Genomic DNA, 23,269 nt, shown 5'->3' on the forward strand with positions numbered 1-23,269 from the left:
TGCTAGCGCTCAGGGCTCCGAGAGGATCCCCATCAGCAACGGCCGCACGAACAGGTCAGCGGCGTTGTCCGCATGGGCATCGCGCACCCAGCGGGACAACTCCACCGCGGCATTGATCATGCCGTTGACCTGCAGCGCGGCAATGGACTGGTCCAGTGCCCGGATCGAGCCATCCTGCATGCCCAGCACCAGGAAGCGCACGATCCGCGCCGACAGCCGGCTCATGGTCAGCATCTTCTCCTTGCGCATGTCCTCGGGCAGCGCGCCATAGATGGTCAGGCGCAGCAGCGGCCCCTGGCTGGAGAACTGGTATTGCACCAGCGCCCGCGACACCGCGCACAGCTTGTCCCAGCCAGTGCCCGGGCCGTTCTCCACCAGCGTCTGGGTATTGCGGATCACTGCAAACATGCGGTCGACGCAGGCCGAGATCAGGTCGTCCTTGTTCTCGTTGTGGTGATAGAACGCGCCCTTGGTCAGGTTCAGCCGCGCCGAGATGCGGTCGGCCGACGCGCCGCGATAGCCCTGCTCGTTGAGCAGCTCGGTCGCGGCGCGCAGGAACGCCTCCTGCGTGGTCTCGGGCCTGTCCGGCGCAGGCAGCAGCGCGGATACGTCCATCTGCGCATGCCAGCGGGCCGACGGCGCGGCAATGCCGTGCAGCAGCACGTCGACCACGGTCTGCGCCACCTTCGGATAGTCCTCGGGCTCATAGCGCTCCACCCACGACATCGCGCCGGTCGCCAGCGACAGCAGCAGGTGAGCGCGCGCGCTCAGCGCACTGCGCTGCGCCGGATCGGCCGGCGGGCGCTCGCGCAGCAGCTGGCGGATGCGGCGGAACATGTCGGTGTAGGCGTCGAATGCGATATCGGCATGGCTGTCCGGCAGCGCCCGGATCTCGCGAAAACTCATCAGTTCAGGCCGCTCGCCGGTGGCGGTGCGCGCCAGGCGCTCGAAAAACAGCGCGATGAAGGCCTTTACCCGTTCGCGCGGCGCCGGCTGCTGCTGGGCCGCACTGGCGATGTCCACCATCTCGCCGATGGCGCGCAGCAGGCACGCCACCACCAGGTCTTCCTTCTTGCGGTAGTAGTACGTGATGCTGTTGGTGCTCAGGCCCACGTCCTCCGCCACATCCGACAAGGTGGTGCCCCGTACGCCCTGGTGATTGAAGCGCCGCGCGGCGGCGTCCAGGATGGCCTCGCGCTTTTCGACATAGCGGCGGGTCAGGCGGGCTTGCGCGGGGTCCTTGGACATGGCTGGGGGATGTGGTCGCGCAATATTGCGAGTGGACGTGGTGAGGCGGCACAGTGCCTGCGCGGATTATAGCGGGCGCCCCGCTCCCTGCGCGCCAATGCAAAAGCCCGCCAGTGACGGCGGGCTCGTGCTTGCTGCTTGCCGGCGTCAGTTCACCCGCCGGTTCATCCCTTCCCAGAACGGCTCGCGCAGCTTGCGCCGCAGCAGCTTGCCCGATGGGTTGCGCGGCAACGCCTCGACAAACTCGATGCTCTTGGGCACCTTGAAGCCCGCCAGCCGCTGGCGCGTCCACGCGATGATGCCGGCCTGGTCCGGCGCCTGTCCCGGCTTGAGCACGACGATGGCCTTGACCGCCTCGCCCCACTTCTCGTCCGGCACACCAACCACCGCCACGTCGGCCACCTGCGGGTGGCCGTAGATCGCGCTTTCGACCTCGGCCGGATAGACGTTCTCGCCGCCGCTGATGATCATGTCCTTGACGCGGTCATGGATGTACAGGTAGCCCTCGGCATCCAAGTAGCCCGCGTCGCCGGTGCGCAGCCAGCCTTCGGCGTCGATGGTGCGCGCGGTCTCTTCGGGCTGCTTCCAGTAGCCGGCCATGTTGTGCTGCGAGCGCACCACGAGCTCGCCGACCTCGCCGGGCGCGAGCTGGCGGCCTTCATAGTCGACCACCTTGATCTCCACGCCAGGCAGCGGCTTGCCCGCGGCACGCATGCGCGGCACTTCCTCGGTGGTGTGGTCCTCGGGCGGCAGCGCCACGATGGTGCCGGTGGTCTCGGTCATGCCGTACTGCTGCACGAAGCCGCAGCCGAACACCTCGATGCCCTCGCGCAGCAGCGCCGCGGGAATCGGCGCGGCGCCGTATAGCAGGTACTTCAGGCGCGAGTAGTCCACCTGGCGCGCGCGCGGGTCGCGCAGCACGATCTGCATCGCGGCCGGCACCAGGAACAGCTTGCTGATGCGTTCCTTCTCGATAAAGTCGAGCACCGCGCGCGGATCGAACTCGCGCGCGACCACGCCCTTGGCACCGGACAGCAGGTTGCGCAGGCCCCAGCCGGAGCCGCCGATATGCGCCACCGGCATCGCCACCAGCGAAACATCGTCGGCGACCCAGTGCGACCAGAGCAGGTTCTCGCGCTCGCTGACTTCGGTGCCGATGGTCAGGTTGCGGTGCGTGAGCATCGCGCCCTTGGGCCGGCCGGTGGTGCCGGATGTGTACAGCTGCAGCAGCACGTCATGCGCGGCTGGCTGGTGCGCGGGCGGCGTGTCCGGCTGCGCGTCGCGCCAGTCGGTGTAGCACTGCCACTCGCCTTGCCCGGCGCACGGCTCCATCACCACCACCTTGCGCACCATCGGCAGCGCGGGCAGCAGGTTCCGGACCATTGCCGCCGATTCCGCCCCGACGAAGAGCACCACGGCATCGCAATGGCCGAGGATGAATTCCACCTCGGGCGGCGCCAGGCGCCAGCTGGCCGGCGTCATCACCGCGCCGATCTTGGACGCGCCAAGCAGCAGCTCGAAATAGTGGTCGCTGTTCTTGCCGATATAGCCAATGCGCTCGCCGACCCCGGCGCCTTCAGCCAGCAGGGCCTGGGCCACGCGATTGGTGTTCCGCTCGAACCCGGCATAGGTGGTCTGCCGGCCTTCGAACGCATACGCCACCGCCTCGGGCCGCAGGCGCGCGAAGTGGCGTACCGCGTGGGGCAGTGTCGTCAGATAGCTGAAGTCCATCCGCGTCTCCTGATTTTGAGAGTGTCCGGACCAGCGGTGCGCGGGGCCCGGACACGACGATGTGCTGGCGCTACGCTCAGCGCGGCGCCATGCGGATGGCGCCGTCGAGGCGCACCGACTCGCCGTTGAAATAGCCGTTGCGACACATCTCGACGGCCAGCGAGGCGAACTCTTCCGGCTGCCCCAGGCGCTTGGGGAACGGCACCGAAGCCGCCAGCGCGGCCTTGACGTTCTCTGCCGCGCCCTGCAGCAGCGGGGTATTGAAGATGCCCGGCAGGATGGTGTTGACGCGGATGCCTTCGCCCGCCAGGTCGCGCGCGATCGGCAGCGTCATGCCGACCACGCCGGCCTTCGATGCCGAGTACGCGGCCTGGCCCATCTGGCCGTCCTGCGCCGCCACCGACGCGGTATTGATGATCACGCCGCGCTCGCCGCCGGCGCTGTCCAGCGTCAGCATGCCCGCGGCCGAGCGCGCGATGCAGCGGAAGGTCCCGATCAGGTTGATCTGGATGATGCGCTCGAAGGCATCGGTCGGGAAATGCTTGATCTGGTCCGGCGATTCCTTGGAACGCGAGGCGGTCTTGATGGCGTTGCCGGTGCCGGCGCAGTTGACCAGGATGCGTTCCTGGCCGATGGCGGCGCGCGCCCTGGCAAAGCCGGCCTCGACCTCGGCCTCTGAGGTGACGTTGACCTGGCAGAACACGCCGCCCAGTTCACGCGCCAGCGCTTCGCCCTTCTCCACGTTGAGGTCGAACAGCGCCACGCGCACGCCCTGCGCTGCCAGCGCACGTGCCGTCGCCGCGCCCAGGCCCGAAGCGCCCCCCGTCACCACTGCCGATACCGATGCATTGAGTTCCATATGTCTTTCCCTTGTCTCTTGTTCCTGGTCCGGCCGGATCCAGCGCGGCCCCGCGGTCTGATAAAGCCGGCAGGCGCAAGAATCGCCTGTACCGGAGTGGGGTCGAGATTCGTGGATCGGCCGTTGCCACGCATCGTCCGAAGCGACGAATGAGGATGGCGCGGGCCTGCGGCGCGCTCCGGCACCCGGCGCGACCGATGCGCTACAGTGACGCGATCGACGGCCATTCCGGCGCCGCCCGGCACCGGCAACCGACTACGGACCATGCACAAACCCGAACACCACGCCCCCACCCCTGCGCACCGCTGGCATGCCGCCTTGCAGCCGGTGCTGCGTGCGCTCGCCATGCTGGCCGCGCTGTTGACGCTGCTGTGCGCCATCCCGGCGCACGCCACCCCGGCCGGCTCCCTCGCGGCACTGCTGGGCAAGGCGGAGAAACCCGCGGCGCCGGCCAGCGCACCCGCCGCCAGCGTGCCACTGGCGCAGTCGCTGGACCAGGTGATCGCCACGCTGCAGAACGACGGCGAGCGGCGCGCCCTGGTGGGCCAGCTGCAAACCATGCGCCAGGGGCTGGGTGCCTCCGGGGCCGCGCCCGCCTCCGCCGCGGCAGCCCCGGCCGGCGCCTCCGCGCCCGGCCTGATCGGTGCCGTCGCTGAAGTGCTGGACGAAGTCGATTCCCATCTGCGCGAGGATCGCGGCCCGTGGCAGTTCTGGCGCTGGCGCACGCGCTTCGCGGGCGAGGAATGGCACGCCGCGCTCAGCCACAACGGCACCCGCACGGCGCTGGCCTCGCTGCGTGAATTCGCGCTGGTGCTGGCAGTCTGGGCGGTGAGCGGCGGGGCCTTGTGGGAGATCGGCCACCGCATCCGGCGCCGGCGCGCGCGCAAACCCACGCGCGCCGAGCGCGGCAAGCTGCCCGAGCTGCCGTCGTGGGTCGACGTCGGCGTCTTCATGCTGCGCCACATCGGGCCCTGGGTGGTGGCATTCGGGCTGACGTTGCTGCTGGCCCAACACGGGTATGCCCAATCGCCGGCCAGCGTCGCCGCCGTGCTGGTGGCGTATGCGATCGTGGCCGGTGCGATCGCGGCAGCGGTGTGCCAGGTCATCTTCACGCTGTTCCGCACCGCGCACCGGCAGCTCGCGGTGCGGCAGCTGCTGGCGCACTCACCGTGGCTGCTGTTCTGCACGGGGGCGCTGGCGGCACTGGGCGACGGCACCACCGACAGCCGCGTGATCGCCGTGCTCGGCACCAACCTGTGCGCGCTGGTGGCCACCGTGGCCAATATCGCCGCGGCCCTGGGCATCGGCGCGTTCGCGCTGTGTTTCCGCCGGCAGATTGGCCAGCTGATCGGGCTGCGGCCGCTGGCCTTCCGCCAGGCGCGCCCGGCCGTGACCGACCTGCTGCGGCTGGCCGGCCAGGCCTGGCACCTGCCGGTGCTGGCAGTGGTGGTGGCATCGGTGGTCGGCACCATCCTGGCCACCGGCAATGCGGATGTGTTCCTGCGCCGCACGGTGGCGTCGGTGGCGCTGTTCCTCGCCGGGCTGCTACTGACGATGGTGGTGGGGCACTCGCCCAAGGCCACCGCGCGCGCGCCGCGCATCCGCGACCGCCGCCGCTCGGCCTACCTGCAGCGCTTCGGGCGCTTTGCGCTGGCGCTGGTGCGCGTGCTGATCTGGGCGGTCTTCATCGAGATGGTGATGCGCGTCTGGGGCACGTCGCTGGTGCGCCTGGCCGAGTCGTCCGCCGCGGGCCGCCATCTCACCGAGACGGTCTTCAGCGTCACCAGCACCGTGCTGCTGGCCTGGCTGGTCTGGCTGCTGATCGACACCGCCATCATGCAATCACTGTCGCCGGCACACGGGCGCGGCGCGCAGCCCAGCCTGCGGGCCAAGACCATCCTGCCGCTGGTGCGCAACGCCTCGTTCATCGGCCTGCTGGTGATCACGGTGATCGCGGTGCTGGCCAACCTGGGCGTCAACGTGACGCCGCTGCTGGCCGGCGCGGGCGTGGTCGGCCTGGCCATCGGCTTCGGCGCGCAAAGCCTGGTGCAGGACCTGATCACGGGGCTGTTCATCGTGGTCGAGGACTCCATCGCCATCGGCGACTCGATCGAGCTGCCGGACCACGCCGGCGTGGTCGAAGCCATGACCATCCGCACGGTCAAGCTGCGCGACGGCCGCGGCGCGCTGCACACGCTGCCGTACAGCCAGATCAAGGCAGTCAAGAACCTGTCGCGCGGCTATGGCTACGCGGTGTTCAACATCGGCATCACCTACCAGAGCGACCTGGACCAGGCGCTGGAGCTGATCCGCACCACCGGCGCCGAACTGGCGCGTGACCATCGCTACGCGCGCAACCTGATGTCGGGGCTGGACGTCCTGGGGCTGGACCGGTTCGACCCGAACGGCCCGGTGGTGATGGCACAGTTCAAGACCCGGCCGCTGATGCAGGCCGAGATCACGCGCGCCTTCAATGCGCGGCTCAAGCGCAATTTCGACGCCAACGACATCCGCATGGCATCGCCGAGCCTGACGATCCAGGTGGATGGCGGCGCGGCGCAACTGCTGGATCCGGAAACCGCCAACGAAAAAGCCACCCAACGGGCGGCTGATCCGACAATTCAGGGACAGTAGCAACGCGGTTGGCGCGGGCGTTCCTCTTCACGACGGAGGAGGCGCCTGCCACGGATTGAGCACCTGCAGCCCGGCCGCTTCAAAGGGCGACATGTCCCGTGTCGCGACCATCATGCCGTTGGCCGCGGCAATCGCGGCGATGTAGCCATCCGGCGTGGGAAGGCCGCGGCCGCGGCCACGGCTTCTGGCGGCAACGGCGAGTTCCGCATAGTGCCGGGCCGCATTCGTGTCGAACGGCAAGATGCGCCCTTCGAACAGCGTCACCAGGCCGTCCAGCGCAGCGGCCAGCATGGCGCGGCGCCTGTCCGCCGGCAGCGCGCCGATGCCGAACAGCAGTTCGGCCAGCGTCACACTGGACAGGTACAAGGTCTCGGCGGCCTGGTCGTTGAGCCAGCCGCGCACGGCGTCGGCCGGTTCCGGCTTCATGGCCTCGGAAATAACGTTGGTATCCAGGACGATCATTCAAACCTCACCGGCTCGGCCGCTGCCTTGTCCTTGCCCTGCCCGATCGCTTCAACGTCCGCATTCGACAGGCCGATCTCGCGGCCAAGCATCGCCAGCGCATCGCCCAGGCGCACGCGCTTCTGCGGCATCACCGCGCTGGCCAGGATCTGACGCACCTCAGCCTCGGTACTGCGTCCGTTCCGGGCGGCACGGACCCGCAGCGCACGATGCACGTCGTCGGGCACATTTCTAACGGTCAGGATCGGCATGATTGCCCTCATTAATGCAGTGCCAACGCTGTCACCCAAGCAAGTACTGTGCTCTTGCTGCGTTGAACCTGTGGCACAAGCGCCAACAGAATCGTGGCGCATGTGGAACGTCGCGCACTATTTCAGTGCTGAAAATTCCTTTTTTCCGGGGCGCTACCATCGCGCTGCGGCATGATCACGTCCCTGCCTGGCCTGGCGGGGAGTTACGCCGTGCAATCCGTATTTTCCCCCCCGATGCGGGGGATAAAACAAACAACATTGTTTGGCATGATTGCGTTACGGCGGACATGACGGGACAATGCGCGCCGCCAGCAGCATCCGTATCGGCGCAGATACAGAACGCCAGAACGGAACCGATAACACAAAAAGATGTAGCCACTTGCCGTGGCACAGAGCAATAGGCGTTTGCCACCGGGGGGATCTGAACATGGGCGAACACCCGACTACGGACGAGGACTTCCATCGTCTGGTCGACTCAATCTACGAGTCCGCGCTGGACGTTGCGGCCATGCCCGCCGCCCTCGACCTATTTTCCCGATACACCTGCACAGGCAGCCCGCGTTACCTGATCTGGGACAAGCTGGCCGGCCACGCCCGCCTTGGCGTGACCCCGCACGGCTGCTTCACCAGCGGCGCCAGCATGCCCGACTGGCTGCCCGGTCCGCTCGACCTGCCCCATGCGGGCGCTTGCTGCGCCCCCAATGACGCCCCCGCGCTGGCCTGCGACGGTGCCGCCGCGCTGGTGGCCTCGCACCATGGCGGCATGGCGGATGCGGCCACGGCTGCGCTGGCCTGCAGCGGACTGGAACAAGGCATCCGCCTGATCGAGAACGCCGAGGTTTGCGTGCTGATGAGCGGCACCAGCGCGGGCAGCATCAGCGTGGGCCAGCGCGAGCGGCGCCTGGCCCACGTGATGCCGCACTGGGTGCGCGCGGCACGGATGCAGCAGCGCAACTTCGAGCTGAGCGGACTGGCCAGCCTGGGACTGGCCGGGCTGGATACGCTGGACTTCGGCGTGATGGTGCTGCAGGCCGACCTGCGCGTGCGCTATGCCAACAGCTGGGCCGAGGCGCTGGTGCAGGCCGACGGCCACCTGTCGCTGCAGGGCGGCGTGCTGCGCGCCCACAGCGAGACCCTGCAGGCGGTGCTGCGCAAGCTGCTTGACGGTGCCATGCGCGCGCGCGGCACTGAGGCGGCCTCCGGCTCGTGGATGCACATCACCTCCGGCGGACAGCCGGTGCCGATCATCGTCACGCCGCTGGTCTCGCGCCAGCCGGTGGAGGGCCCGTGGCAGCTGCCGGCCGCGATGATGCTGTTCGGCAACTCGGAATCGCGCTCGGTGCTGGATGCCGGCGTGCTGACCTCGCTGTTCGGGCTGTCGCGCAAGGAGAGCATTATCGCGGTCCGCCTGGCTGCCGGCGAAACCCTCAACGAGATTGCCGAGCGCGAATTTCTCTCTCCCCACACCGTGCGCGTGCATATCCGCGACACGCTGCGCAAGACCGGCACGCATCGCCAGTCAGAGCTGGTGCGGCTGCTGCACCTGCTGCCGGGCGTGAACCTGGAGCGCGCCAGCGTGACCCCGGCTGTGCGGCCGCGCGCGCCGCGCCCGCGCGCCGCCTGAGGCGCCGCACCACCCCGCATCAGTTCACTGCCGCCTGCGCCGCCGCCAGGAAGCGCTGCACCTGGCGGTCGCCGTCATCGGGCCGCGCCGCCAGCGCAATGCCGATGCGCCCGGCCGGCCGCGGGCTGGACAATGGCAGGAAGCGCACGCGCCGGTTGGCGTAGCGCGCCGCCACGCTCGGCACCAGGGCCACGCCAAGCCCGCTCTCGACCAGGCTGACCTGGGTCTGCACCTGCACCGCCTCCTGCGTGACACGCGGCACAAAGCCCGCCTGCTGGCACAGCAGCATTGCCACCGCGTGCAGGTTGGGCACCTGCGCCGCCGGATACATGATGAAGGGCTCGTCCGCAAGCGCGCGCAGCGGGATGGCGTCTGCGCCTGCCAGCGGACTGTCAGCCGGGACTGCCGCGACAAAGACGTCGTTTTCCAGCGGCGTCAGCGAATAGTTGCCGGTGTTCAGGATCGGAAAGCGCACCAGGCCGGCGTCGATCTGGTGCTTTTCCAGGCGGTCCAGGATCGCGGCGGTGGTGGATTCATGCAGGATCAGTTCGATGCCGGGATGCGCCGCGCGGAACGCCGGGATCAGCTTGGGCAGCAGCGCATACGTCGCCGAGCCGATAAAGCCGATGCGCAGCGCGCCGCGCTCGCCCTGCCCCGCGGCGATCGCGGCGGCACGTGCCTGCTGCGCATGGAACAGTGCACGGCGCGCATCGTGCAGCGCAGCCTCGCCCGCCTGCGTCAGCCTCACCCCGCGCGAGGTGCGCACGAACAGCGCCGTGCCAAGCTGGCCTTCGAGCTTGCGGATGGAAATGGAAAGCGGCGGCTGCGCCATGTGCAGGCGTTCAGCGGCGCGGTGGAAGTTGCCCGTCTCGGCCAGGGCGACGAACTGCTGCAGCTGGCGGAAGTCCATGGCTCGTTAATATCCTGTGAATATCGATTTCTAAAAAACTAATATTAGACCAAGCCTCGCCTGCTGATCTACCCTGTGCCCCACAGTCAACAAGATCGGAGACAACATGCTGCCGCTTGCAGGCATCCGCGTGGTCGACCTGTCCACCGTGGTGATGGGGCCGTATGCCAGCCAGTGGCTGGCCGACCTTGGCGCCGAGGTGATCAAGGTCGAGCCGCCCGAAGGCGATTCCACCCGCCGCACCGGCCCCGCCGCCGAGCCCGGCATGGCGGCCATTTTCCTGGGCGTGAACCGCAGCAAGCGCAGCGTGGTGCTGGACCTGAAGCAGCCGGCCGCGCAGGCCGCGCTGGACCGCGTGCTGGCCGGCGCCGACGTGCTGATGCACAGCATGCGCCCGCAAAAGCTGGCCGCACTGGGGCTGGCACCCGACGACGTGCGGGCGCGCCACCCGGAGCTGGTCTTTGTCAGCCTGCTCGGCTTTGCCGAGGAAGGCCCCTATGGCGGCCGCCCGGCGTACGACGACATCATCCAGGGCCTGTCGGGCAATGCCGCGCTGATGGCGGCGCAAACCGGCGACAGCCGCTACTTCCCTACCATCGCCGCGGACAAGACCAGCGGGCTGGTGGCCGCGCTGTCGGTCTGCGCGGCGCTGGCCGGGCGCGCGCGGCGCAATGCCGATGGCGGCAGCGGCCACGGCACGCTGGTCGAAGTGCCGATGTTCGAATCCATGGTCGCCTTCAACCTGGTCGAGCACTTCTACGGCCGCCATTTCGAGCCGCCGCGCGGCCCCAGCGGCTATCCGCGCGTGCTGGCACCGCTGCGCCGCCCGTACCGCAGCGCCGACGGCTATGTCTGCATGATGCCGTACACCGACGCGCACTGGTGCGACTTCTTCCACGCCGCCGGGCGCCCCGAGCTGGCCGCCGATGCGCGCTTTGCCGACATCGCGGCACGCACGCGGCATATCGAGACGCTGTACGAGCTCACCGGCGAAATCGTGCACGGACAGACCACCGCGCACTGGGTTGAGCTGTGCGAACGCCTGCAGATCCCGGTGGCGCGCATCAATGAACTCGACGACCTGCCGGCCGATCCGCACCTGGCCGCCACTGGCTTCTTCGAAACCGTCGAAGACCCGGCCATGGGCACGCTGCGTTTTCCCGGCGCGCCGGTGCGTTTCGACAGCCAGCGCGCGCCGCTGGGCATCCCGCCGCGGCTGGGCGAGCACACCGCGAGCGTGCTGGCCCAGGCGGGACTGTCCGCAGAAGCGATCGCGCAATTGCAACTAAGCGGTGCCGCACGCTGCGCACCCGCCAAGGAGACACCATGAAGCATGCAGAACTGCCCCGCCTCGGCCAGGGCTTCTACTGGCAGGACCTGCAGGAGGGCCAGGCCTTCCGCACCTTCGCCCGTACCGTGACCGAGACCGACCTGGTCAATTTCATCTCCGTCACCGGCATGGTCGAGGCCATCTTCATCGAAGCCGGCTATGACGGTGGCGCCATCCAGGGCCGGCCGGTGCCGGCGGCGCTGACCTACACGCTGATCGAGGGCTTCATCCTGCAGACCATGATCCAGGGCACCGGGCTGGCCATGCTGGAACTCACGCAGCAGATCCACGCCCCGGTGGTGGTGGGCGACACCATCCACGCCACCGTGACCGTGACCGGCATCCGCCCCACTTCGCGCAACGGCCGGGCGGTGGTGGATTCGCGCATCGAGGTGTTCAACCAGCGCGGGGAGCAGGTCATGACCTACACCGCGCGCCGGTTGCTGGCGGGACGCTGAACCCACGGCGGCATCCGCCGCGTGGCTGCATGGATGGAGGAGACAAGCACATGAAGGCAAAGACTTTCATCACGACACTGGCTGCCGCGGCAGCCATCGTATTGCCGGCGATGCTGGCGCAGCCGGCGGCGGCGGCCGATGCCGCCTACCCGTCGCACCCGATCCGCATGGTGGTGCCGTTCCCGCCGGGCGGCCCGACCGACCTGGTGTCGCGCGTGATCGCACGGCGCATGAGCGAGACGCTCGGCCAGCAGGTGCTGGTCGACAACCGGCCCGGCGCCAACGGCAATATCGGCGCGGAGATCGTCGCCAAGGCGCCGGCCGACGGCTATACGGTGCTGTACAACACCTCGTCGATCGCGCTGAGCCCGGCGCTCTACCGCAAGCTCAGCTACGACGTGAAACGCGATTTCGCGCCGGTGGCGCTGACGGCAATGGTGCCGCTGGTGCTGGAGGTCAACGCGCAGCTGCCGGTACAGAACGTGAAAGAGTTCATCCAGTACCTGAAGGCCAACCCCGACAAGCTCACCTACGGCTCGGCCGGCAACGGCAACGTGACGCACCTGGCGGCCTTCATGTTCCTGCAGGCCAACGGTCTGTCGGCAGTGCATGCGCCCTACAAGGGCAGCGCGCCGGCACTGACCGACCTGGCCAGCGGACAGGTGCAGTTCATGGCCGACACCATCAATTCATCGCTGCCCTTCATCCGCGACAAGCGCATGCGCGCGCTGGCCGTCACCAGCACCACGCGCAGCGCCCAGTTGCCGGACGTGCCCACCCTTGCCGAAACCGTGCAGCCGGGCTTCGAGGTCGGCGCCTGGCAGGGCATGATGGTGCCGGCCAGGACACCGGCCGAGATCGTGCGCAAGCTCAATGCCGCCGCCACCAAGGCGCTGGCCCACCCCGAGACGCGCGCAAGCCTGGCCGCGCAGGGGGCGGAGCCGCGCGGATCGACCCCGGAGGCCTACGCCGCCTACCTCAGCGCGGAAATGACGCGCTGGCAGAAGGTCGTGAAGGATTCAGGCGCGACGCTGGACTGAGACCGCTGGCACCAGCCAATACCAGACACAGGATTTCACCGTGACCGCATTGCTTTCCACTTTCGGCCTGACCTCCCTGCCGCCGCACGCCGTGGCGTTCCGCGGCGAGGTGCGGGCCTTTCTCGATGAACACCTGCCCGCGCTGCCGCCGGAAACGCGCGCGCGCTCGTGGATGGGCTTTGACGCCGCCTTCAGCCGGGCGCTGGCCGCGCGCGGCTGGGTCGGCATCACACTGCCGGCGCAGTTCGGCGGTGCGGGCCTGGACCCGTTTTCGCGTTTCGTGCTGGTGGAAGAACTGCTGGCCTGCGGCGCGCCGGTGTCGGCGCACTGGATCGCCGACCGCCAGAGCGGCCCGCTGATCCTGCGCTACGGTAACGACGCGCAGAAGGCGCGCTACCTGCCCGCGATCAGCCGCGGCGAGGCCTTCTTCTGCATCGGCATGAGCGAGCCCAACTCCGGCTCGGACCTGGCCAGCGTGGCCACGCGCGCGGTGCGCCAGGCGGACGGCAGCTGGCGCCTGAACGGCCGCAAGATCTGGACTACCAATGCCGACCGCTGCCACTTCATGATCGCGCTGGTGCGCACCTCGGGCACGCCGCAGGACCGGCAGGCCGGACTGTCGCAGTTCATCGTCGATCTGCACGCACCGGGCGTGACGGTGCGGCCGATCCACGACCTGGCGGGCGACGCGCACTTCTCCGAAGTCACCTTCGACGACGCGGCGCTGGCCCCGGACGCGCTGGTCGGCCAGGAAGGCAGCGGCTGGGAGCAGGTCAACGCCGAGTTGGCGTTCGAGCGCAGCGGCCCGGAGCGCCTCTACTCCAGCGTGGTGCTGCTCGACACCTGGCTCGACGCCATGCGCCGGCTGCCGCCGGCACGCCGCGACACGGTGACCGCGGGCCGGCTCGCCGGCCACCTGGCGGTGCTGCGCGCCATGTCGCTGGCCGTCACGTCGCGGCTGGCCGCCGGTGAAAGCCCGGTGGTGGAGGCCGCGCTGGTGAAGGACCTGGGCACGACCTTCGAGCAGTCGATCCCCGCGCTGGTGGAAGCCGCGCTCGGTGATGAACCCGCCCTGGCGGCCGATGGGGCGCTGTACCGCACCCTGGCCTATGTCACGCAGATCGCGCCGTCGTACTCGCTGCGCGGCGGCACCCGCGAAATCCTGCGCGGCATGATCGCGCGCGGGCTCGGCCTGCGCTGAATCCGCCCCCGTCGACCGCCATCCTGAACGAGATACCCCATGCATAACGCCTATTCCGACGCCCTCGACGCGCTGCTGCGCGACTGCTGCCCACCCGCCACCGTGCGCGCGCTGGAACAGCAGGCCGACCCGCAGCCGCTGTGGCAAGCGCTGCTGGAAAGCGGCTTTGCCGATTGCCTACTGCCCGAATCAGCCGGCGGTGCCGCGCTGCCGCTGCGCGAGCTGGCGCCGGTGCTCTTTGCCACCGGCCGCCACGCCTTGCCGTTGCCGCTGGCGCAGACCATCTTTGCGCGCGCGCTGCTGCAGGCGCATGGCATCGCCCTGCCCGCCGGCCCGGTCGCACTCGCCGGCTTTGAAGACGGCGCCGGCGCGGCGCTGATGGCCGACGCCCGCCATGCGCAGTGGTTCCTGCTGCAGGACGGCGAGCGTTGCCTGCTGCTGTCGGCGGCCGATGCCCGCGCCGAAGCGACCGGCGCCCATCACGACCTGACGCTGCGCGTGCCGCGCCCTGACGCCTCGGCGCCAGCGGCGTTTTCACTGCCCGCCGGCACCCTGCGCACGCTGGGCGCCTGCCTGCACACGGCGCAGCTGGCCGGCGCGCTGTCGCACGTGCTCGACCTGACCCTGCAGTACGCCAACGACCGCCAGCAGTTCGGGCGCGCCATCGGCAAGTTCCAGGCGATCCAGCACCAGGTCAGCGAGATGGCCGAGCATGTCGCCGCCGCACGCGTGGCCGCACAGCTGGCCTGCGACAGCGGCACCGGCACGCCCGACCGGCTGCGCGCGGCCATCGGCAAGCTGCGCGCCAGCGACGCGGTCACGCCGGTGGCCGCCATCGCTCACGCCGTGCACGGCGCCATCGGGATCACTGAGGAATACGACCTGCAACTCTATACGCGCCGGCTGCATGCGTGGCGCGTGGCGGACGGGTCAGAGCGCTGGTGGAGCCGGATGCTGGGCGAGCAGGTATGCGCCAGCGCCGGCCGCAACGCGGTGGAGCTGGTGCGCGAATGGTGCGAGCCCGCGCCCGCCGCCTGAGCGGCCGGGCCTAACCCCGTCAATCGCGGAATCAGGCGGCCAGGCTGAGGCCGCCGCCGTGCGGGCGGCGGTGGCGCCGCTCCGGCTTGCACTCATATTTCAGCTCGGTGCGGCCGTCCTCGTAGGCGACCTCGAGCCGCACGGTGAAGCCCCACAGCCGGGTCACGTGCCGGATCACCTCGTCGAAGTTGTGCGCCAGCGGCCGGCGGTCGTTCTGCAGGTGCCGCAGCGTCAGCGAGCGGTCGCCGCCCACGTCGACATTGGTGACCTGGATATTGGGCTCCATGCTGGAGAGGTCATATTGCGCCGCCATCAGCTGGCGGATCGCGCGGTAGCCTTCATCGTTGTGGATCGCGGTGACGCGCAGCTTGCCTTCGCGGTCATCGTCCAGCACCGAGAACAGCTTCAGCTCGCGGATCACGCGCGGCGACAGGAACTGCAGCAGGAAGCTCTCGTCCTTGAAGTTGCGCATGGCAAAGTCCAGCGTCTTGCGCCAGTCGCTGCCGGCAAACTCCGGGGCCCAGCGGTAGTCCTCTTCGGTCGGGTTCTCGCACATGCGGCGCAGGTCCTGGAACATCAGGAAACCGACCGTGTAGGGGTTCATGCCGCTGTAATAGGGGCTGTTGTACGGCGGTTGGTAAATCACGTTGGTATGCGCCTGCAGCAGCTCCATCATGAACGCATCGTTGACCAGCTTTTCCTCGTACAGCTGATTGATGATGGTGTAGTGCCAGAACGTGGCCCAGCCTTCATTCATGACCTTGGTCTGGCGCTGCGGATAGAAATACTGCGCGATCTTGCGCACGATGCGCACGATCTCGCGCTGCCACGAGGCCAGCTTGGGCGCGTTCTTCTCGATGAAGTACAGCAGATTCTCCTGCGGCTCGGGCGGGAAGATGATTTCCCCCTCGGACGCCTCGTCCTCCGACGCCAGCGCATGCGGCCGGTGCTTGGGCAGGGTGCGCCACAGGTCGTTGACCTGCATCTGCAGGTAGTTCTCGCGATCGGCCTGGCGCGCCTTTTCCTCGGTGATGGACAGCTTCTTGGGCCGCTTGTAGCGGTCCACGCCATAGTTCTGCAAGGCGTGGCAAGAGTCCAGCAGCAGTTCAACCTCACGCTCGCCGTAACGCTGCTCGCACTCGGCCACGTAGTTCTTGGCAAACAGCAGGTAATCCACGATGGCGTCCGCGTTGGTCCAGGTGCGGAACAGGTAGTTGCCCTTGAAGAAGGAGTTGTGGCCGTAGCAGGCGTGCGCGATCGTCAGCGCCTGCATCGGCATGGTGTTCTCCTCCATCAGGTAGGCGATGCAGGGATTGGAGTTGATGACGATCTCGTAGGCCAGCCCCATGTGGCCGCGCTGGTAGCTGCGCTCGGACGCCAGGAAGTGCTTGCCGTAGGACCAGTGGCTGTAGCCGACCGGCAGCCCCGCCGACGCGTAGGCGTCGAGCATCTGCTCGGCGGTGATGATCTCGATCTGGTTGGGATAGGTATCCAGCCCGAATTCGCCGGCGATGCGGGCGATCTCGCGGTCATACCGTTTGATCAGCTCGAAGGTCCATTCCGAACCCGTGGAGAGATAAGCCATCTTCGCCCCTTGTTGCCCGGGCAAGGCGCCAGACCCGTCCGGCGCGCACGGCATCGCCGCGCCGCGTGGTCCGCGTTGCCTCGCCATTTGCCTTCACTGTGGCCCCCCGCGAGGAAGGCCAGGATCGGCGCCAACCTATGCTGCGCGCTTCTGGAACAGGTCGTGCAGCACCGGGTAGATCTCGTCCGCACCGATGATGCGCTGCATCGCAAAGTGATCGAACTGTCCCTTGACCGTCAGATACTCTTCCCAGAGGTTCTGCGGCTCTTCCGATGCGACTTCAACATATGCATAGTACTGGACCAGTGGCAGGATCGAATCGCGCAGCAGGCGTCCGCACAACTCGGAATCACCGGCCCAGTTATCGCCGTCTGACGCCTGCGCGCAGTAGATATTCCACTGGCTGGGCGGATAGCGGTCGTGGATCACTTCCACCATCAGCTTCAGCGCACTGGATACCACGGTACCACCGGACTCGCGCGAGTGGAAGAAGTCTTCCTCATCGACTTCCTTCGCCACCGTGTGATGGCGAATGAACACCACGTCGATGCGCTCGTAGTTGCGCTTCAGGAACAGGTACAGCAGCATGAAGAAGCGCTTGGCCAGGTCCTTGCGGCTCTCGTCCATCGAGCCGGACACGTCCATCAGGCAGAACATCACCGCCTGGGCCTGGGGGCGCTTCTTCAGCACGCGGTTGTTGTAGCGCAGGTCGAGCTTCTCGATAAACGGCACGCGGTCGATGCAGGCACGCAGGTGCCGCATCTTCTCCATCAGCTCGAGCGTGCCTTCGGCGTAGGGGCCGTCCTTTTCCAGCGCCTCGCTGTAGTCCAGCTCCAGCTCGCGCAGGCGCTTCTGGTAAGGGCTGGACAAGGCGATGCGCCGCCCCAGCGAACTGCGCATGGTGCGCAGGATCGACAGGTTGGACGGCGTGCCGTCGATGGAAAAGCCGGCGCGCACCTTGCGCACCTCGGCGATCTTGGCGAGGTGGCGCTTGGCCAGGTCCGGCAGCGCCATGTCCTCGAAGAAGAAGTTCAGGAAATCCTCGCGCGACAGCGTGAAGACGAAATCGTCTTCGCCTTCGCCGCTGTCGCTGGCGCGCGAACCGGTCCCGCCACCGCCCTGCTGCTGGCGGTCGAAGGAATCACCCTTGACGAATTTCTTGTTGCCAGGGTGAATCCACTCGCGCCGCCCGCCCGGGCCGTGGTGGAAGATCGGTTCGGAGATGTCCTTGACCGGAATGGACACCTGGCCGCTCTGCTCGATGTCCATGATCTTCCGGCCGGACACCGCCTTTGCCACCGCTTGCCGGATCTGCTCGCGGTAGCGCTTGATGAAACGTTGCTGGTTGACGGCACTCTTGTTGCCGCCGTTCTCGCGCCGATCGATGACCGTAGCCATATGTTGCCCTCGTTGAGAGACCTGTTCCGCGGCGCCGTTACGATGACTTTCTTACGCGCAGATACCACTCCACCAGAAGTCTCACTTGCTTGGGCGTGTACCCCTTTTCGACCATGCGGTTGACGAAGTTCTCGTGCTTATCCTGGTCTTCGCGCGAAGACTTGGCATTGAACGAGATCACCGGCAGCAGGTCCTCCGTGGTGGAGAACATGCGCTTCTCGATCACCATCCGCAGCTTTTCATAGCTGGTCCAGACCGGATTCTTGCCACTGTTGTTGGCTCGCGCCCGCAGCACGAAGTTGACGATCTCGTTGCGGAAGTCCTTCGGGTTCGAGATACCCGCGGGCTTCTCCACTTTCTCAAGCTCGTCGTTCAGCGCGTTGCGGTCGAGGATCTCGCCGGTATTGGGATCGCGGTACTCCTGGTCCTGGATCCACAGGTCGGCGAACACCACATAGCGGTCGAAGATGTTCTGCCCATACTCCGAATACGACTCCAGGTAGGCGGTCTGGATCTCCTTGCCGATGAACTCCACGAACGGAGTGGTCAGGTACTCCTTGATGTACGACAGCAGCTTGGCTTCCTGTTCCGGCGGGAACTGCTCGCGCTCGATCTGCTGTTCGAGCACGTACAGCAGGTGCACCGGGTTGGCCGCCACTTCGGTGTTGTCGAAGTTGAAGACCTTGGACAGAACCTTGAACGCAAAGCGCGTCGACAGCCCGTTCATGCCTTCGTCGATGCCGGCGTAGTCGCGGTATTCCTGGTATGACTTCGCTTTCGGATCCACGTCCTTCAGGCTTTCGCCGTCATAGACGCGCATCTTCGAGAAGACATTGGAGTTCTCGGGCTCCTTGATGCGCGTAAGCACCGCGAACTGCGCCATCATCTTCAGCGTGTTGGGCGCGCACGGCGCGGCCGACAGCGAACTGCTGCGCAAGAGCTTGTCGTAGATCTTCACCTCGTCGGACACGCGCAGCACGTACGGCACCTTGACGATATAGATCCGGTCCAGGAAAGCCTCGTTGTTCTTGTCCGACTTGAAGGTCGTCCACTCGGCCTCGTTCGAGTGCGCCAGGATGATGCCGTCGAACGGGATCGCGCCGAAGCCTTCGGTGCCCTTGTAGTTGCCTTCCTGTGTTGCCGTCAGCAGCGGGTGCAGGACCTTGATCGGCGCCTTGAACATTTCAACGAACTCGAGCAGGCCGCGGTTGGCCAGGCAGAGCCCGCCGGAATAGGAGTACGCGTCCGGATCGTCCTGCGGAAAATCTTCCAGCTTGCGGATGTCGACCTTGCCGACCAGCGAGGAAATATCCTGGTTGTTTTCGTCGCCAGGCTCGGTCTTCGAGATCGCAATCTGCGACAGCACCGAAGGGCGCAGCTTGACCACCCGGAACCTGGTGATATCGCCGTTGAACTCGTGCAGGCGCTTGACCGCCCATGGCGAGGCAATGGTGTTCAGATACCGGACCGGAATGCCGTAGTCCTCTTCCAGGATCTTGCCGTCCTCCTCTGGCGCGAACAGCCCCAGCGGCGACTCATGGATCGGCGAACCCTTGAGCGCGTAGATGGGGATCTCCTCCATCAGCGCCTTGAGCTTTTCAGCGAGCGAGGACTTGCCACCACCCGGAGGCCCGAGCAGGTAGAGGATCTGCTTGCGCTCTTCCAGGCCCTGCGCCGCGTGCTTGAAGAACGAGACGATCTGTTCGATCGTGTCCTCCATGCCATAGAAGTCGCGGAAGGCCGGATAGATGCGGATGACCTTGTTGAAGAACAGGCGGGACAGCCTGGGGTCATGGTGGGTATCCACCAGCTCAGGCTGGCCGATGGCGGCAAGCATGCGCTCTGCAGCAGTCGCGTAGGCAGTCGGATCCTTCTTGCAGATCTCCAGGTACTCCTGGATGCTGTATTCCTCTTCCTTGCGAGCTTCGAAGCGCGTAGCGTAATGGCCAAAAATGTCCATACCTCACTCCCGTCAGAGTTCACGTCCGAGGCGTGCTACCCCTAAGGCTTCGCGCAACGTTCGCGGCACACCACCCCGGCCTGGCGACCTGTCATGTTGCGAAGTCTTTACTTCATCATAGTCAAATAACGGCGATGGTGGAATCCGAGTTGACAAATCTTGCATCGATGCAACGACTGTTTCGTTGCTGCATTTTCTGCATGAATTCGCTTCAGCTTTTGGCTGCATTCCGCTCGGACCTTGCCCCCGCACGCGACGGGCCATTGACCATGCTTGTGAAACACCTTACACCTTTCCCGCCATCCGTGCACATCCGGTTTTGTAACCATACGCACGAAGGCCGGCACTGGTGTCGGCTTTCGTTTTTCCGCATTTTCTTACGCGTTTGCGCGCACTAGCACGCGCACACTGCTGATAGCAGGCGCGTCAAAGCGTGCGCGCGACCAGCTCCTTCATGATCTCGTTGGAGCCGCCGAAGATCTTGCTCACGCGTGCATTCGCATACATACGCGCGATCGGGTATTCAAGCATGTAGCCGTAGCCGCCGTGCAACTGCAGGCACTCGTCGATGACCTGGCAGTTCTGCTGCGTGCACCACCACTTGGCCATGGCGGCCGTGGCAGCGTCGAGCTTGCCGTCCATCAGGCGCAGCATGCAATCGTCGACGAAGGTCGCGGCAATGGTGGCGACCGTCTTGCACTCCGCCAGCTTGAAGCGCGTGTTCTGCAGATCGGCCAGCGGCTGGCCAAACACCTTGCGCTCGCGCACGTATTCGGTGGTCAGCTCGATGGCGCGCTGCATGGTCGCCACGGCCCCGAGCGCAATGATCATGCGCTCTTGCGGCAGCTGCTGCATAAGCTGGTAGAAACCCTGACCTTCCTGCGTGCCCAGCAGGTTGTCGCACGGCACCAGCACGTCGTCGAAGAAGAGCTCGGCGGTGTCTTGCCCTTTCTGCCCGATCTTCTCGAGAATGCGGCCACGACGGAAACCCGGCAGGTCGCGCGTCTCCACCATGACCAGCGACACGCCGCGCGAACCGGCTTCCGGATCGGTCTTGGCCACCACGCAGACCAGGTCGGCGTGATACCCGTTCGTGATGAAGGTCTTTGCACCGTTTATGCGATAGCAGTCTCCGTTTTCGGTCTGTTCGCGCACCGCGCGGGTGCGTATCGCTTTGAGGTCGGAACCGGCGCCAGGTTCCGACATGGCAATGGCCGCCACCATTTCGCCGCTGGCCATTTGCGGCAGCCATTTCTTCTTCTGCGCTTCCGTGCCGTAGTTGAGCAGGTAATGTGCCACGATGCCGCTGTGCACATTATTGCCAAGGCTGGTGCAGACGGCGCGCGACATTTCCTGGGTGATGACGGCCTCGTGGGCAAAGGTGCCGCCACCGCCGCCGTATTCCTCGGGGATGCTGGCGCACAGCAGCCCGATCTGGCCGGCGCGGCGCCAGACCTCGCGGTCGATATAGCCCTGGTCGGCCCAGCGGGCCTCGTTGGGCGCCAGTTCGCGCTCGATGAAGCGGCGCACGGTTTCCTGGAACATCCCCAGGTCTTCGGTCATCCAGGGGGTCTGGCGTACGGCAGGCGCCGTGTGCTGGTCGTGGGATCCCATATGGTGTGCTGGTATCAGGGTAAACGAGAAAATGAACAGGCGACCGGTACTGTCCGGCCAGCACCCGCCTATATACGTAAACGACAGACTGGCGAGGCAGCCGGATGCTGCGGGGCAGCATGACCGGCGCCGCCGCTCAGTCCGGCCAGCGGTAGCGCAGCGGCTGCTTGGCCATGAAGCGGTCGGCAGCCTCGCGGCGATAGGCAGTGGAGAAGGCAATGCCCTGCCCGTCCGCTTCCATCGCCAGCATGGTGTGCAGGTCCTGGTTCAGCGAGGCGTTCAGCGCCTGCTTGGTCAGGCCCACCGCCACCGGCGAGGCCTCGGTGAAGGCCTGCGCCAGCGTCCGCGCACGTTCCTGCAGGCTGTCCGCCGGCACGATTTCCATGACGATGCCAAGGTCTTGCGCGGCCTGGGCGTTCAGCTCGCGCATCGAGAACATCAGCGCCTTGGCCCGCTGCAGGCCGATCATCCGCGGCAGCGTGTAGAACACGCCACAGTCGGGGACCAGCCCCATGCGCAGGAACGGGAGCCCGAAGCGCGCGCGCGGCGTGGCCAGGATGATGTCGGCCGTCAGCGCCAGGCTGAAGCCCGCGCCATAGGCCGCGCCGTCCACCGCGGCGATGACCGGCACGTCGAGCTGGATCAGGTCTTCCAGCCAGCCGTGCACCTTGTGCAGGCGCTTGCGGCCCTGCTCGGCATTGATCTCGACCTGCATCGAGCTGATGTCGCCGCCCGACGAGAAATCGGTGCCGGCGGCGGTCAGGATCAGCGCGCGCACGCTGTCGTCGGCGCGTACCCGGCGAATCACTTCGCCGATCTCGTCGCGCATCGGCAAGGACAGCGCGTTCTTGCGCGCCGGCGAGTCCAGCGTCAGCGTGGCGATGCCGTCCTCGACGGCGAAGCGGATGGTTTCCATCGGTAGGCTCCGGGAGGCGGGTTTCAGTCGAGCTGGATATTGGCGTCGCGCACGATCTTGGCCCACTTGGGTGTGTCGCCGGCGACCACGGCCGCCAGTTCCTGCGGCGTGGACCCGACCGGCTGCAGGCCCATGCCGGCCAGCTTCTGCGTCACTTCGGGCAGGCGCACGATGCGCGCGGTCTCTGCCGCCAGCTTCGCCGTCACATCCTTGGGCGCGTTGGCCGGCAGGAACAGCCCGTACCAGCCGTTGGGCTCGAACCCCGGCAGGCCCAGTTCAGTGAAGGTCGCCACATTGGGCAGCGCCTTGTAGCGCTGGGTGCCGGTGATGCCGAGGATCTTGAACTTGTTGCTGCCCAGGTAGGCGTTGGCCGAGGTCACGTCGACAAAGGCGCTGTCCACCTGGCCGCCGAGCAGGTCGCTCATCAGCGGCGCCGCACCCTTGTAAGGGATATGCGCGAGCTCGATGCCTGCCTGCTGCTTGAGCAGCTCGCCGTGCAGGTGCGACGAGGTGCCGTTGCCGTAGGAGCCATAGCTGAGCTTGCCCGCCTTGGCCAGCGCCAGGAACTCGCGCATATTGCTGGCGGGCACGCGGTTGGGCACCACGAACAGGTCGGACGACTTGGCGATCTGCGAGACCGGCGTGAAGTCCCTGGCCACGTCGTATGGCGTGCGCTTGTACAGGGCCGGCGCCTGGATCAGGGCCGTGATCGCCAGCAGGATGGTGTAGCCGTCGGCCGGCGCCTTGGCGACGGTGTCGTTGCCCAGCATGCCGCTGGCGCCGGGCTTGTTTTCGACCACCACCGGCTGGCCCAGGCTTTCGGCCAGGCGCTGGCCGATCAGGCGGCCCACGGTGTCGGTGCCGCCGCCGGCCGGGTACGGCACGATCATGCGGATCGGCTTGCTCGGATACGATTGCTGCGCGAAGGCGCTGCCCGCGCCGCCGAGGATGGCCGCGCCGGCCAGGGTGCCGGCCTGTGCCAGCCAGTTGCGTCTGCTTTGCTGCATGCT

At 67.0% G+C, this 23,269-nt stretch carries 19 protein-coding genes; 7 read left to right on the forward strand and 12 right to left on the reverse strand.

The annotated features are described in order from the left end of the window. Nucleotides 1-9 precede the first annotated feature (9 nt). The 3 genes from C265_RS11870 to C265_RS11880 all read right to left on the reverse strand — a co-directional run bounded on the left by C265_RS11870 (nucleotide 10) and on the right by C265_RS11880 (nucleotide 3,838). Entirely contained in the window at nucleotides 10-1,248 is a 1,239-nt protein-coding gene (locus tag C265_RS11870) for a TetR/AcrR family transcriptional regulator (RefSeq protein ID WP_010811703.1), read from the reverse strand. 147 nt (nucleotides 1,249-1,395) lie between these two features. Further along, the gene (locus C265_RS11875; RefSeq protein ID WP_010811704.1) at nucleotides 1,396-2,979 is read right to left on the reverse strand and encodes a fatty acid--CoA ligase; all 1,584 of its coding nucleotides are present in this window, start codon (nucleotides 2,977-2,979) and stop codon (nucleotides 1,396-1,398) included. Between the two features lie 76 nt (nucleotides 2,980-3,055). Beyond that, on the reverse strand, nucleotides 3,056-3,838 hold the full coding sequence (locus C265_RS11880) for an SDR family NAD(P)-dependent oxidoreductase (protein WP_010811705.1): 783 nt from the start codon (nucleotides 3,836-3,838) through the stop codon (nucleotides 3,056-3,058). Nucleotides 3,839-4,102: 264 nt separating this feature from the next. Between C265_RS11880 and C265_RS11885 the strand changes: the two genes are divergently transcribed. Next, on the forward strand, nucleotides 4,103-6,472 hold the full coding sequence (locus C265_RS11885; protein ID WP_037024186.1) for a mechanosensitive ion channel family protein: 2,370 nt from the start codon (nucleotides 4,103-4,105) through the stop codon (nucleotides 6,470-6,472). Nucleotides 6,473-6,499: 27 nt separating this feature from the next. Here the strand turns inward: C265_RS11885 and C265_RS11890 are convergent, their stop codons facing one another. Beyond that, complete coding sequence (locus tag C265_RS11890; RefSeq protein WP_010811707.1) at nucleotides 6,500-6,934, reverse strand: type II toxin-antitoxin system VapC family toxin; 435 nt, start codon at nucleotides 6,932-6,934, stop codon at nucleotides 6,500-6,502. Then, nucleotides 6,931-7,185 carry a plasmid stabilization protein gene (locus C265_RS11895; protein WP_010811708.1) on the reverse strand — a complete coding sequence of 85 codons (255 nt, stop codon included), beginning with the start codon at nucleotides 7,183-7,185 and terminating at the stop codon, nucleotides 6,931-6,933. The genes C265_RS11890 and C265_RS11895 overlap by 4 nt, the downstream gene beginning before the upstream one ends. A gap of 427 nt (nucleotides 7,186-7,612) precedes the next feature. Here C265_RS11895 and C265_RS11900 point away from each other — a divergent pair, with 427 nt between their 5' ends. Continuing rightward, entirely contained in the window at nucleotides 7,613-8,809 is a 1,197-nt protein-coding gene (locus tag C265_RS11900; RefSeq protein WP_010811709.1) for a helix-turn-helix transcriptional regulator, read from the forward strand. A 19-nt stretch (nucleotides 8,810-8,828) separates the two neighbouring features. Here the strand turns inward: C265_RS11900 and C265_RS11905 are convergent, their stop codons facing one another. Beyond that, entirely contained in the window at nucleotides 8,829-9,719 is an 891-nt protein-coding gene (locus tag C265_RS11905; protein ID WP_010811710.1) for a LysR family transcriptional regulator, read from the reverse strand. A 106-nt stretch (nucleotides 9,720-9,825) separates the two neighbouring features. Between C265_RS11905 and C265_RS11910 the strand changes: the two genes are divergently transcribed. The 5 genes from C265_RS11910 to C265_RS11930 are packed head-to-tail and all read left to right on the forward strand — an operon-like array spanning nucleotide 9,826 to nucleotide 14,786. After that, nucleotides 9,826-11,049 (forward strand): CaiB/BaiF CoA-transferase family protein, encoded by a 1,224-nt coding sequence (locus tag C265_RS11910; protein WP_010811711.1) that lies wholly within the window; start codon nucleotides 9,826-9,828, stop codon nucleotides 11,047-11,049. Beyond that, nucleotides 11,046-11,507, forward strand: coding sequence for a MaoC family dehydratase N-terminal domain-containing protein (locus tag C265_RS11915; RefSeq protein WP_010811712.1), 462 nt, complete (start codon nucleotides 11,046-11,048; stop codon nucleotides 11,505-11,507). Before C265_RS11910 ends, C265_RS11915 begins: the two co-directional genes overlap by 4 nt. A gap of 50 nt (nucleotides 11,508-11,557) precedes the next feature. After that, nucleotides 11,558-12,547, forward strand: a complete 990-nt coding sequence (locus tag C265_RS11920; protein ID WP_010811713.1) for a tripartite tricarboxylate transporter substrate binding protein — start codon at nucleotides 11,558-11,560, stop codon at nucleotides 12,545-12,547. Between the two features lie 40 nt (nucleotides 12,548-12,587). Then, nucleotides 12,588-13,748, forward strand: a complete 1,161-nt coding sequence (locus C265_RS11925; RefSeq protein WP_010811714.1) for an acyl-CoA dehydrogenase family protein — start codon at nucleotides 12,588-12,590, stop codon at nucleotides 13,746-13,748. Between the two features lie 39 nt (nucleotides 13,749-13,787). Further along, nucleotides 13,788-14,786, forward strand: coding sequence for an acyl-CoA dehydrogenase (locus C265_RS11930; RefSeq protein ID WP_010811715.1), 999 nt, complete (start codon nucleotides 13,788-13,790; stop codon nucleotides 14,784-14,786). A gap of 31 nt (nucleotides 14,787-14,817) precedes the next feature. On the opposite strand, the gene C265_RS11935 is transcribed toward C265_RS11930, so the two are convergent. The 6 genes from C265_RS11935 to C265_RS11960 form a co-directional block, all read right to left on the reverse strand. Further along, nucleotides 14,818-16,371 (reverse strand): SpoVR family protein, encoded by a 1,554-nt coding sequence (locus C265_RS11935; RefSeq protein WP_010811716.1) that lies wholly within the window; start codon nucleotides 16,369-16,371, stop codon nucleotides 14,818-14,820. 135 nt (nucleotides 16,372-16,506) lie between these two features. Beyond that, the gene (locus C265_RS11940; RefSeq protein WP_010811717.1) at nucleotides 16,507-17,769 is read right to left on the reverse strand and encodes a YeaH/YhbH family protein; all 1,263 of its coding nucleotides are present in this window, start codon (nucleotides 17,767-17,769) and stop codon (nucleotides 16,507-16,509) included. Nucleotides 17,770-17,806: 37 nt separating this feature from the next. After that, a complete protein-coding gene (locus tag C265_RS11945) occupies nucleotides 17,807-19,729 on the reverse strand; it encodes a PrkA family serine protein kinase (RefSeq protein ID WP_010811718.1) in 1,923 nt (640 codons plus the stop codon). A 426-nt stretch (nucleotides 19,730-20,155) separates the two neighbouring features. Beyond that, complete coding sequence (locus C265_RS11950) at nucleotides 20,156-21,343, reverse strand: acyl-CoA dehydrogenase family protein (protein ID WP_037024190.1); 1,188 nt, start codon at nucleotides 21,341-21,343, stop codon at nucleotides 20,156-20,158. 136 nt (nucleotides 21,344-21,479) lie between these two features. After that, the gene (locus tag C265_RS11955) at nucleotides 21,480-22,259 is read right to left on the reverse strand and encodes an enoyl-CoA hydratase/isomerase family protein (RefSeq protein WP_010811720.1); all 780 of its coding nucleotides are present in this window, start codon (nucleotides 22,257-22,259) and stop codon (nucleotides 21,480-21,482) included. A gap of 23 nt (nucleotides 22,260-22,282) precedes the next feature. Then, a complete protein-coding gene (locus tag C265_RS11960; RefSeq protein WP_010811721.1) occupies nucleotides 22,283-23,266 on the reverse strand; it encodes a tripartite tricarboxylate transporter substrate binding protein in 984 nt (327 codons plus the stop codon). Nucleotides 23,267-23,269 lie beyond the last annotated feature (3 nt).

Source organism: Cupriavidus sp. GA3-3 (assembly GCF_000389805.1).
GTDB lineage: Bacteria > Pseudomonadota > Gammaproteobacteria > Burkholderiales > Burkholderiaceae > Cupriavidus > Cupriavidus necator_D.

What these genes read in the sequence shown, in the direction of transcription:
- C265_RS11915 (WP_010811712.1), top strand. Translation starts at nt 11,046, where the DNA reads ATGAAGCATGCAGAACTGCCCCGCCTCGGCCAGGGCTTCTACTGGCAG.
- C265_RS11890 (WP_010811707.1), bottom strand. Translation starts at nt 6,934, where the DNA reads ATGATCGTCCTGGATACCAACGTTATTTCCGAGGCCATGAAGCCGGAA.
- C265_RS11945 (WP_010811718.1), bottom strand. Translation starts at nt 19,729, where the DNA reads ATGGACATTTTTGGCCATTACGCTACGCGCTTCGAAGCTCGCAAGGAA.
- C265_RS11940 (WP_010811717.1), bottom strand. Translation starts at nt 17,769, where the DNA reads ATGGCTACGGTCATCGATCGGCGCGAGAACGGCGGCAACAAGAGTGCC.
- C265_RS11930 (WP_010811715.1), top strand. Translation starts at nt 13,788, where the DNA reads ATGCATAACGCCTATTCCGACGCCCTCGACGCGCTGCTGCGCGACTGC.
- C265_RS11935 (WP_010811716.1), bottom strand. Translation starts at nt 16,371, where the DNA reads ATGGCTTATCTCTCCACGGGTTCGGAATGGACCTTCGAGCTGATCAAA.
- C265_RS11960 (WP_010811721.1), bottom strand. Translation starts at nt 23,266, where the DNA reads ATGCAGCAAAGCAGACGCAACTGGCTGGCACAGGCCGGCACCCTGGCC.
- C265_RS11950 (WP_037024190.1), bottom strand. Translation starts at nt 21,343, where the DNA reads ATGGGATCCCACGACCAGCACACGGCGCCTGCCGTACGCCAGACCCCC.
- C265_RS11885 (WP_037024186.1), top strand. Translation starts at nt 4,103, where the DNA reads ATGCACAAACCCGAACACCACGCCCCCACCCCTGCGCACCGCTGGCAT.
- C265_RS11905 (WP_010811710.1), bottom strand. Translation starts at nt 9,719, where the DNA reads ATGGACTTCCGCCAGCTGCAGCAGTTCGTCGCCCTGGCCGAGACGGGC.
- C265_RS11900 (WP_010811709.1), top strand. Translation starts at nt 7,613, where the DNA reads ATGGGCGAACACCCGACTACGGACGAGGACTTCCATCGTCTGGTCGAC.
- C265_RS11895 (WP_010811708.1), bottom strand. Translation starts at nt 7,185, where the DNA reads ATGCCGATCCTGACCGTTAGAAATGTGCCCGACGACGTGCATCGTGCG.
- C265_RS11910 (WP_010811711.1), top strand. Translation starts at nt 9,826, where the DNA reads ATGCTGCCGCTTGCAGGCATCCGCGTGGTCGACCTGTCCACCGTGGTG.
- C265_RS11955 (WP_010811720.1), bottom strand. Translation starts at nt 22,259, where the DNA reads ATGGAAACCATCCGCTTCGCCGTCGAGGACGGCATCGCCACGCTGACG.
- C265_RS11870 (WP_010811703.1), bottom strand. Translation starts at nt 1,248, where the DNA reads ATGTCCAAGGACCCCGCGCAAGCCCGCCTGACCCGCCGCTATGTCGAA.
- C265_RS11920 (WP_010811713.1), top strand. Translation starts at nt 11,558, where the DNA reads ATGAAGGCAAAGACTTTCATCACGACACTGGCTGCCGCGGCAGCCATC.
- C265_RS11875 (WP_010811704.1), bottom strand. Translation starts at nt 2,979, where the DNA reads ATGGACTTCAGCTATCTGACGACACTGCCCCACGCGGTACGCCACTTC.
- C265_RS11880 (WP_010811705.1), bottom strand. Translation starts at nt 3,838, where the DNA reads ATGGAACTCAATGCATCGGTATCGGCAGTGGTGACGGGGGGCGCTTCG.